We start from the raw sequence: 10,812 nt of genomic DNA, 5'->3' as shown, positions 1-10,812 counted from the left end.
CTGCATGAAGACCCAAACGAGCGTTCACAAACTAGAACAGGAAGGGGAATCATGTCGCATGCAATGCCCGACCGGCTGTTGCCGGGCTCGCCGTATCCGCTCGGTGCCAGCTGGGATGGACTGGGCGTCAACTTCGCCGTGTTCTCGGCGAATGCGCAGAAAATCGAGCTTTGCCTGTTCGACCCCACGGGCCGCAAGGAAATCAGGCGCTACACGCTGCCCGAATGTACCGACGAAGTCTGGCACGGCTATCTGCCGAATGCGCACCCGGGCACCGCTTACGGTTTTCGCGCGCACGGGCCGTATCAGCCGCATCAGGGACATCGTTTCAATCCGCACAAGCTGTTGCTCGATCCGTATGCGCGCAAGCTCGTCGGCCAGTTTCGCTGGTCGGATGCGCTGTTCGGTTATCGCGTGCATTCGAATCGCGCGGACCTTTCCATCGACCGGCGCGATTCCGCGCCTGCGATGCCGAAGTGCGTGGTGATCGACGAAGCGTTCGACTGGTCGCACGATAAACGCCCGAACGTGCCGTGGGGAGAGACGGTTATTTACGAAACGCATGTGCGCGGCGCGTCGATGTTGCGCGCCGATTTGCGTCAGCACGAGCGCGGCACGTTCGCGGCGCTGTCGTCGCCGGAGTTCATCGAGCATTTGCTGAAGCTCGGCGTGACGGCCGTCGAACTGTTGCCGGTCCATGCGTTTCTGAACGACCGCTTTCTGGTGGAGCGCGGCCTGCGCAATTACTGGGGCTACAACACCGCCGCGTTTTTCGCGCCCGAGCCGTCGTATCTGAGCACGCACCGGCTCGACGAAATGCGCATCGCCGTGCGCCAGTTGCACGCGGCCGGCATCGAGGTGTTTCTCGACGTGGTCTACAACCACACCTGCGAAGGCAGCGAAATGGGGCCGACCATCTCGTGGCGCGGACTCGACAATGCCAGCTATTACCGCCTTATTCCAGGCGATGAACGTCACCATATTAACGACACCGGTTGTGGCGATACGCTGAACCTGCCGCATCCGCGCGTATTGCAGATGGTGATGGATTCGCTGCGTTACTGGTCGACGGCGTTCAACATCGACGGCTTCCGTTTCGATCTCGGCGTGACGCTCGGCCGTGAGCAGCACGGTTTCGATCCCGGTTCGGGTTTCTTCGACGCGCTGCGCCAGGACCCCGTTCTGTCGCAGCGCAAGCTGATTTCCGAACCGTGGGACATCGGGCCTGGCGGTTATCAGCTAGGCAATCATCCGCCGGGATTCAGCGAATGGAATGACCGTTTTCGCGACACCGTGCGCCGTTTCTGGCGCGGCGACGCAGGCTTGCGGCCCGACCTCGCCGCGCGTCTGACGGGCTCGGCGGATCTGTTCAACCGGCGCTTCAGAAAACCGTGGGCGTCGATCAACTTCGTCACGTCACACGACGGCTTTACGTTAGCGGATGTCACTGCGTACGAGCAGAAGCACAACGAAGCAAATCGCGAAGACAACAACGACGGGCATAACGAGAATTGCAGCCGCAACTGGGGCGTCGAAGGTCCGACCGACGATCCCGCGATTCTCGCCACGCGCAAACGCGTCGCCCGTTCGCTGATCGCCACGCTGCTGATGGCGCTCGGCACGCCGATGGTGCTGGCCGGCGACGAATCGCTGCGAACGCAGAACGGCAACAACAACGCGTACTGCCAGGACAACGACATATCGTGGATCGACTGGGAGCGCGCGGATTCACCCGACGGCCGTCAGATGACCGACTTCGTCGCGCGCGTGATCGCGCTGCGCAAGCAGCATCCGCTACTGCGCGAAACGCGTTTTCTGTTCGGCGACCGCGAAGTACTGCCGGGATTATTCGATGTCGGCTGGTTCGACGAACATGGCGATCCGCTCACTATCGAAGCATGGCAGGACCCCGAAGGCCGCGCGTTCACGCTGCGTCGCGCGGGGCCCGGTTCGAACGGCGAAACCGAAGTATTGTTGATGATGCTCAACGCAAACGAGGAAACGCTGCGATTCACGCCTCCCGCGCCGCACCTGGAATGGCACGTGCTGTTAGATACGGCTGAACCGGCCAACGCGCCGTACCGGCTGGCAGCGGCGGACGTGGAAGTGGCCGCGCACGGTCTGGTGATGCTGGCCGCGCAACCGGTCGGCGAAGCGGACTGGCAGGCCGGATGGATGGCCGGCGCGCAGCACGGGCCACGGCTTCTGACTGCGCTACCGCCCGATCCCGGTGCGCATCCGCCCGGTAGCGACACGTCGCCGAGCACCTAGACGGCGCGGCGCGCAGCGCGCCATGACGGTATGCGCGGAATCGTTGGCATGACCTACGTGTAAAACGCGGCTCGACAGCACATTCGAATGGTGAAGAATCATGTCCGAAAGTCCGATTGATCCTCATGCGCATCATCACGCGCATTGCCTGCCCTTCAGCGCGCAGTTACTCGGCGCGACAGGCACGAAGCCGCGCACGCGGTTCCGTTTCTGGGCTCCCTCGTGCAAGACCGTGCAGATCGCGATAGAGAACGGCGCGGCGCAGGGTACGCACGATATGACGCCCACCGGCAACGGCTGGTTCGAAGCGACCGTCGATTGCGGCGCGGGTACGTTGTATCGCTTCCGTCTCGACGGCGAGCAGACGGTGCCGGACCCGGCATCGCGGTTTCAGCCGCAGGACGTGCACGGACCGAGCGAAGTGATCGACCCGCGCGCGTATCGATGGGAAAACACCGGCTGGCACGGGCGGCCGTGGGAAGAAACGGTGTTGTACGAATTGCACGTCGGCGCGATGGGCGGCTATGCGGGCGTGCAGAAGCGCCTGCCCGAACTCGCCGCGCTCGGCGTGACTGCCATCGAGTTGATGCCGTTGAACGACTTCCCTGGCAAGCACAACTGGGGCTATGACGGCGTGCTGCCGTATGCACCCGATTCCGCGTATGGCCGCCCGGAAGAACTCAAAGCGCTGATCGACGCCGCGCACGGTCTCGGCCTGATGGTGTTCCTCGATGTGGTCTACAACCACTTCGGTCCCGACGGCAATTATCTGCACGCCTACGCGCGTTCGTTCTTCCGCGAAGGCACGCATACGCCGTGGGGTCCGGCAATCGATTTCAATCGCAATGAAGTGAGCGATTTTTTCACCGATAACGCGATCTACTGGATCAACGAATACCGGATCGACGGGCTGCGTTTCGACGCCGTGCATGCGATCGACAATCACGAATGGCTGCGCAAATTGTCCGACCATATCCGCGCGGGCGTCCAGCATGGACGGCACGTGCATCTGGTGCTCGAAAACGAGCACAACAGCGCGAGCCTGCTGGACACGCATTTCGACGCGCAATGGAACGACGACGCGCACAACACGCTGCACGTTCTGCTGACCGGTGAAACGGAAGGCTACTACCACGCATACGAAGATCAGCCGATTCGCCGTCTCGCGCGCGTGTTGTCGGAAGGCTTCGCGTATCAGGGCGACCCGTCGCCGATTCATGACGGTGCGCCGCGTGGCGAATCGAGCGGACATTTGCCGCCTACGTCGTTCGTGATGTTTTTGCAGAACCACGATCAGATCGGCAATCGCGCTTTCGGCGAACGTCTGCGCAAGCTGACTTCGGACGACGCCTTGCGCGCCGCCACCGGTCTGCTGCTGTTGTCACCGCAAATCCCGTTGCTGTTCATGGACGAGGAATACGGGTCGACCCAGCCCTTCCTCTTCTTCACCGATTACACCGGCGATCTCGCCAACGCAGTGCGCGAAGGAAGGCGCCGCGAATTCGCGCGCTTCTCGTCGTTCAGCGACGAAAAGAAGCGCGCGCAGATTCCCGATCCGAACGACGTGAAGACGTTTAACGCGTCGTCACCGCCCGCGCCTCACAAAGCGCGCGCCGCCGACGACGACACGCAGGCGAAAGACCGCCTCGACTGGATGCACTTCTACAAATCCGCGCTCGCCGTGCGCGCAAAGCTGATCACGCCGCGCCTGAAGCACGGCAAGGCGCTCGGTGCAACCGTGCTCGCCGCAGCCAATGGCGGCGACGCGAACGCGCTGATTGCGCGCTGGAAAATGGGCGACGGCGAGACGTTGTCGATGGCGCTGAATCTGTCGAAGGAAAACGTGGCGTTGGAGCGCGTGCCCGACGGCAAGGTGATTTTCGAAACGCCGCCGCGCGTACGCGAACAGGCCGCCGCCGGCACGTTGCCGCCAAACGCGTTCGTCGCGTGGATGACCGGCGACGTCAGCGACTACGCGATCGGCCACGATGCGCGCATCGCAGGAAAACAGGAGCGCAACGCGTGACGACACGAGTAACCAACCGCCGTCCTAACGAAACCATCGTCACCCTCGCCGCCCGCGCGGGTTTCGAGGTGGAGTGGCAGGACGCGCATCACACGACGCAGCAGGTGCCCGAAAGCACCCTCGCGGTGCTGCTCGAACGAATGGGTTTGCCGTGCGGCAACGCCACGCAGATCCGGCAAAGCGCTGCGGCTCTCGAAGCCGAATTGTCGGGCAAGAAAATGCCGCCGCTGATGACGGCCGAAGTCGGGCGCGGCATTGCGTTGCCGATGGCCGCCGTGAAGTCGGGCAGCCATTACCGGATTGAACTGGAGAGCGGCTCGATCATCGACGGACGCTTTACCTCGCCGAAAGGCGAAGAAGCGCTGCTCGCGCCGATCGACGAACCCGGCTATCACACGCTTGTGATCAACGAGCAACGCGTGACGTTGGCCGTCGCGCCGCATCGCTGCTACACCGTCGACGACGCGTGGCGCACGCTGCATCCCGAAAGCGCGAAGAAAACGCCGCCGCTGTGGGGCGTCGCCGCGCAACTGTACGGCCTGCGCCGGTCCGGCGACGGCGGCATCGGCGATTACTCGGCGCTCGCGCAAGTCGCCGTCGAGAGCGGGAAACGCGGTGCGCACGCGCTCGCCATCAGCCCCACTCACGCGATGTTCAGCGCGGAGCCGAATCGCTTCAGCCCGTATTCGCCGTCGTCGCGTTTGTGGCTGAACGTCACGCATATCGATCCCGCTGCAGTGTTCGGCGCCGACGCCGCGCGCGATGCGCTCAATGCCGCGCAGGCCGCGGATGCCTGGTCACGACTCGAAGACCTGCAGTTGATCGACTGGCCGAACGCAGTCGTCTTGAAGCTGAAGGTGTTGCGCACGCTGTACGAGCATTTCAGCGAACACGAACGCCCGCAGCACACGCCGCGCGCGCTGGAATTTCACGGCTTCTGCGAACGCGCCGGCCGTGCTCTCGAAGACCACGCGCGATTCGAAGCGCTGCAGGCGGCGCAACTGTCGCAGGAAGGCGGCCACGGACATTGGCGCGACTGGCCCGACGCATTGCGCGATCCGCGCAGCCCGGAAGTCGACGCGTTCGCCGACGCGAATCGTCACGAAGTCGACTTCCACCTGTTTCTGCAATGGCTTGCCGCGAAAGGTTTGTCGCACGCGCAGCAAGCCGCGCACGACGCGGGCATGGCGGTCGGCCTGATCGCCGATCTCGCGGTGGGTTGCGACAGTGCGGGCAGTCACGCGTGGTCGTATCGCGACGACATGCTGCAAGGCGTGTCGGTTGGCGCACCGCCCGACCTGTTCAATCAGGCCGGTCAGGCGTGGGGGCTCACCACCTTCTCGCCGCGCGCGATGCGCACGCAAGGCTTCTCCGCGTTCATCGACATGCTGCGCGCCGCGTTCGCACATGCGGGCGGCATCCGCATCGATCACATTCTCGGCTTGCGGCGGCTATGGCTCGTGCCCGAAGGCGAGAGCGCGCGCAACGGCGCGTATCTGCGCTACCCGCTCGAAGACCTGCTGCGGCTGATCGCGCTGGAATCGTGGCGGCATCGCTCAATCGTGATCGGTGAAGACCTTGGCACCGTGCCGCCCGGTTTTCGCGAACGGCTCGACGAACACGGCATCGCCGGTATTCGCGTGTTGTGGTTCGAGGGCGCGCACGACGGCCCCGGTTTCAAGCCGCCGCGCGAGTGGGACCGCAACGCGGTCGGCACCACGACCACGCACGATCTGCCGACCGTGACCGGCTGGTGGCGCGGCAGCGACATCACATGGCGCAACAAAATCGGACAGACGATGGCGCGCGCCGACGGCCGTGATCCCGAAGAAGCTGCGCAGGAGGAACGCGCGAAGGAACGCGTCGAGTTGTGGCGCGCGTTCCAGCAGGCGGGCGTGGCCGCACCGGGCGTGAGCGCGCCGCCCGCCGACAGCGCGCCCGTGGACGAGGCGCTGGCCTTCGTCGCGGCGACCCCAGGCCCGCTCGTCACGTTTCCGCTCGAAGATCTGCTTGCGCTGGTCGATCAGCCGAATCTGCCCGGTTCGATCGACGAGCACCCGAACTGGCGGCGTCGTCTGAGCCTGCCGGTCGACGAACTGTTCAACGACGAGGCCTTCTGCGATCGCCTGCTCGCCGTCGATCGCGCGCGCCGCGCCGCCCAGGTTGCCACTCCCTCTTCCAACGCTTCTTCGGAGCCTGATACGCCATGACCGTCCCGCGCTCCACGCTTCGCCTCCAGTTCCACCGCGGTTTCACTTTCGACGACGCCGCGAAGCACGTCGACTACTTCGCGGCGCTCGGCATCAGCCATCTGTACGCATCGCCTATCACGACCGCCGAGCCCGGCTCGATGCACGGCTACGACACCGTCGACTACAACCAGGTCAGCGCCGAATGCGGCGGCGAGGCGGCCCTCAAGCGCCTCGTCGACAAACTGCGCGCGCACAACATGGGGCTGATCGTCGACATGGTGCCGAACCACATGGGCGTCGGCGGATCGAGCAACGCGTGGTGGCTCGACATCCTCGAATGGGGACGCCATAGCGCGTATGCCCGCCATTTCGACGTGGACTGGCATTCACCCGATCCGGCCTTGCGCGGCAAGGTGCTGCAGCCCACGCTCGGCGCGCCCTACGGTGAGGAACTCGCGGCGGGCCGCATCGCGCTGCATTTCGCCGCCGACACGGGCCGCTTTTACATCGGCTATGGCCCACATGTGTTCCCGATCTGCCCGATCGATTACGCGTCGATCCTGCAAAGCGCGGACCGCGCCGACCTCAGCGCGCTCGCCGAGCGTTTCCAGGGACTGACGACGCAACCGACCGACCAGCCGCGCGCCGCCGAAGCGCGCAATGCGTTGCGCGAGTTCGTCGCGCAGCACGGCGGCTCGGCGATCGAGTTCGTGCTGCAAGCGTATGCGCCCGACGATCCGGTGACGCGCGACCGCTTGCATCGTCTGATCGAGCGGCAGCACTTCCGCCTCGCGTGGTGGCGCACCGCATCCGATGAAGTGAACTGGCGGCGCTTCTTCGATATCTCGACGCTGGCCGGCGTGCGCGTCGAGCGACCCGAAGTATTCGACGCCGTGCATGCGCTGGTTTTCCGGCTGTATCAGGAAGGCGTGGTGGATGGCCTGCGGATCGACCACGTCGACGGACTCGCGGAACCGCGCGAATATTGTCAGCGCTTGCGGCAGCGGCTCACGGAATTGCGCGACACGGCGCCGTATGTCGTGGTCGAAAAGATTCTCGGCCGGGGCGAGCCGTTGCGAGACGACTGGCCCGTGGACGGCACCACGGGCTACGACTTCATGAGCGACGTCGGCGCGCTGCTGCACGACCCGGCCGGCGCGGAACCGCTCGCGCGCACGTGGACCGAACTGACCGGCCGCAGTCCGCGTTTCGAAGACGAAGCACTGGCCGCGCGTCGCAAGATTCTCGCGGAAAACCTGTCGGCGGAACTGGATCGCGCGGCGCGCGCATTGCATCGCATCGCACGCGATTCGCTGACGACGCGTGACTTCACGTTCACCACGCTGCGCCGCGTGCTGACCGAACTGGTCGTGCATTTTCCGGTGTACCGGATTTATCCGCAGAACGGCTTGCGCAGCGCGACCGACAACATTTATTTCGATCAGGCTCTGGCGAGCGCGAAGGCAACATTGTCGCGCGCGGATCACGTCGTGCTGGAGCGCGTAAATGCGTGGCTCGGCGGCAGCGCGGAAGAAATGCCGAACCCACGACCCGGCGCGCAACCGCAGCAGCCGGGTCAGAGTGGCGGACCGCCGCCGCATGCAGGCTCGTCACGCCGCACCGCGCAGACGCTATTTTCGCAACTGACCGCGCCGGTCGCTGCGAAGGCGGTTGAAGATACAGCGTGTTATCGCTATGGACGGTTGCTGTCGCGTAACGAGGTTGGCTCCGATCCGGGCGAATTCGCTTTGTCGGTCGAGCAATTTCACGCGGCCAATCTGGAACGTTCGCAGCGGTTTCCGCACGCGTTGCTGGCTACGGCCACACACGATCACAAGCGCGGCGAGGACGTGCGTGCGCGGCTCGCGGTGCTGAGCGAAATCGCGGACGACTGGAGCGCGACGTTGCGCGCGTGGTCGACGCTGAATGTGCCGCATCGTCGTGCGCTCGATGGCGAGCCGATTAGCAGCGTGAGTCAGGACCGCAGCGACGACTGGGCGCCCGGCGCGGCGGCCGAAGCGATGCTGTATCAGACGCTGGTGGGGTGCTGGCCACCCGATCTGCAGCCGGACGACGAAGCGGGCGTCAAGGAACTGGCCGAGCGCGTCGCGCAATGGCAGCTGAAGGCGCTGCGGGAAGCGAAGCTGCAAACCAACTGGCTCGCGCCCGACGAAGCCTACGAGGCGGGCTGCCGCGATTTCCTGTTCGACATACTCGCGCCGCAGCGGCGCGATGGCTTCCTGAAGGAACTGGCGGCGTTTGTCGCGCGAATCGGCCGGGCGGGCGCGCTGAACAGCTTGCAGCAGACGGTGTTGCGGCTCGCATCGCCTGGGATTCCCGACCTTTACCAAGGCACCGAACTGTGGGACTTCAGCCTCGTCGATCCCGACAATCGGCGTCCCGTCGATTTCGCGAAGCGCGAGGCGTTACTGGTTCAGACGCCGCCGTCGGAATTTCTATCCACCTGGCACGACGGACGTGTGAAGCTGGCGGTCGTCCAACGTGTGCTTGCGTTGCGCGAGCATCTGCCGGAGTTGCTGAGTCAAAGCACCTATTTGCCGCTGACGGTGCGCGGCACGCATGCGTCGAGCGTGATTGCGTTTGCGCGGCGTCATGGCAATGCGTGGGCAGTGGTGGTGGCGAGCCGGCTGGCCGCGGGGCTACTCGGCGACGACGGCGAACTGCCGCTGGTGGACGCCGCGAAGTGGGGGGACACGGCCGTGGAAGTGCCGTCGGATCTATCATCGCGGGCGCTGTTCGACTGGCTGAGCCCTGCCGCGCCGAAGGTCGACGAAAACGGCCTGCTGTATTTGCGCGATGCGCTGGCGGCGATGCCGATTGCCGTGCTGGTCGAGGACGGTGTGCCGCGCAGTTGAGGACTCGCCCGCGCTGGCTCCGGGCGACCCTTGAAATAAAAAGAGCACGCGTGGTTTGCGTGCTCTTTTCTTACTGGATGACTTGTCGCGAGTGGCGCGTAAATCAACCGCCTTCGTCGTCGAAGGTTCGCGGATACACGCGCACGAGCACGATACGCGGCCCCTTCATTTTCTTGACCACCACGTCGAAGCGATCGAACTCCACCCGCTGTCCTTCCGACGGCAGATCGTTGAGCGCCTGAATCACCAGCCCGCCAACCGATTCGGCTTTCCCCTCGTCGATATCGATCCCCAACGCGCGCTCCAGCGACACTACCGGCAAACTGCCTTTGCCCATCAACGTGCCGTCGTCCATGCGAGTCCAGTCGGCATCGCCCTGACGGAACTCGTCGTGAATCTGACCGACCAGCGCGCCGAGCAGGTTGTCGAGCGTCAGGAAACCGATCGGCTTCGCGTTCTTGTGACCCACCAGCGCGAGGTGCGGCGCGCCTTTACGGAAGCGCCGGAACAGTTCGAGCGCCGGCATTTCAGGCTTCACGTATTGAACCGGCCGCGCATATTTCGACAGGTCGTCAAGCGTGCTGCCCGCGTGACGCGCGAGCAGCAGATCCTTCAAATGGATCATGCCGGTCACCCGTTCGCCAGACGCATCGTCGAACAGCGGATAACGGCTGAAACGATGCTGCGCGACGATCTGCATGTTCTCGCGCAACGGCAGGTCGCGCCGCAAGCCGACCATCTCGAACGCGGGGCGCATCAGGTCCGACACGGTCATACGCGAGAAATCGAGCGAGTGCGCAATTGTGTTCCACTCGTCCTGGCTATACGCGTCTGCAGGCGAACCGAGTTCAGTCGCCACATTCGCGCGACGTCCGCGCAGAATCAGCTTCAGTTCTTCGGTCGAATAATGCGAATCGTGGCCGTGATCGGCGTCCAGACCCGCCATTCTCAGCACAGCATTGGCGCTCGAATTGAGCACCCAGATGAACGGATACATCGCCCAGTAGAAACCGTAGAGCGGCATGGCCGCCCACAGCGACACCTTCTCCGCCTCGCGAATGGCCAGCGACTTCGGCGCAAGTTCACCCACCACGATATGCAGGAACGAAATGCACGAGAACGCGAAGAACAGCGAGATACCGTGAATCAGCCGTTCCGACTCGACGCCGACAAGCTTGAAAAGCGGCGTGATCAACTCGGCAAATGCCGGTTCGCCGATCCAGCCCAGCCCGAGCGATGCAAGCGTGATACCCAGCTGGCACGCGGACAGATAAGCGTCGAGACGCCCATGAACCTTCGCGAGCAAACGTCCGCGCAAACCGTGCCGCGTGGCGAGGCTTTGCACGCGCGTTTGCCGGAGTTTGACCAGGCCGAATTCAGCGGCGACAAAAAAACCGTTGAGGGCAACGAGAAGCAACGCACCAATGAGAGCGACAACCTGGATCAA

5 protein-coding genes are annotated in these 10,812 nt (G+C 64.2%); 4 read left to right on the top strand and 1 reads right to left on the bottom strand.

Going from position 1 to position 10,812, the window contains the following annotated elements; all coding sequences use genetic code 11:
- Positions 1–51: 51 nt before the first annotated feature.
- From glgX to treY, 4 genes are all read left to right on the top strand, one after another.
- Positions 52–2,271, top strand: a complete 2,220-nt coding sequence (gene glgX / locus BLS41_RS16515; RefSeq protein ID WP_074766711.1) for a glycogen debranching protein GlgX — start codon at positions 52–54, stop codon at positions 2,269–2,271.
- Between the two features lie 100 nt (positions 2,272–2,371).
- The gene (treZ, locus tag BLS41_RS16510) at positions 2,372–4,297 is read left to right on the top strand and encodes a malto-oligosyltrehalose trehalohydrolase (protein WP_074766709.1); all 1,926 of its coding nucleotides are present in this window, start codon (positions 2,372–2,374) and stop codon (positions 4,295–4,297) included.
- Positions 4,294–6,507, top strand: a complete 2,214-nt coding sequence (malQ, locus tag BLS41_RS16505) for a 4-alpha-glucanotransferase (RefSeq protein ID WP_074766707.1) — start codon at positions 4,294–4,296, stop codon at positions 6,505–6,507. Before treZ ends, malQ begins: the two co-directional genes overlap by 4 nt.
- On the top strand, positions 6,504–9,365 hold the full coding sequence (gene treY, locus BLS41_RS16500; RefSeq protein ID WP_074766705.1) for a malto-oligosyltrehalose synthase: 2,862 nt from the start codon (positions 6,504–6,506) through the stop codon (positions 9,363–9,365). Before malQ ends, treY begins: the two co-directional genes overlap by 4 nt.
- A gap of 103 nt (positions 9,366–9,468) precedes the next feature.
- Here the strand turns inward: treY and BLS41_RS16495 are convergent, their stop codons facing one another.
- Entirely contained in the window at positions 9,469–10,812 is a 1,344-nt protein-coding gene (locus BLS41_RS16495) for a hemolysin family protein (protein ID WP_074766703.1), read from the bottom strand.

Source organism: Paraburkholderia fungorum (assembly GCF_900099835.1).
GTDB classification, from domain to species: domain Bacteria; phylum Pseudomonadota; class Gammaproteobacteria; order Burkholderiales; family Burkholderiaceae; genus Paraburkholderia; species Paraburkholderia fungorum_A.
The sequence above is the reverse complement of the archived record's forward strand: the minus strand, read 5'-3'. Positions and strand labels throughout refer to the sequence as shown.

Excerpts from the sequence above, each read along its gene's own strand:
- glgX (WP_074766711.1), top strand. The coding sequence starts at position 52 with ATGTCGCATGCAATGCCCGACCGGCTGTTGCCGGGCTCGCCGTATCCG.
- treZ (WP_074766709.1), top strand. The coding sequence starts at position 2,372 with ATGTCCGAAAGTCCGATTGATCCTCATGCGCATCATCACGCGCATTGC.
- treY (WP_074766705.1), top strand. The coding sequence starts at position 6,504 with ATGACCGTCCCGCGCTCCACGCTTCGCCTCCAGTTCCACCGCGGTTTC.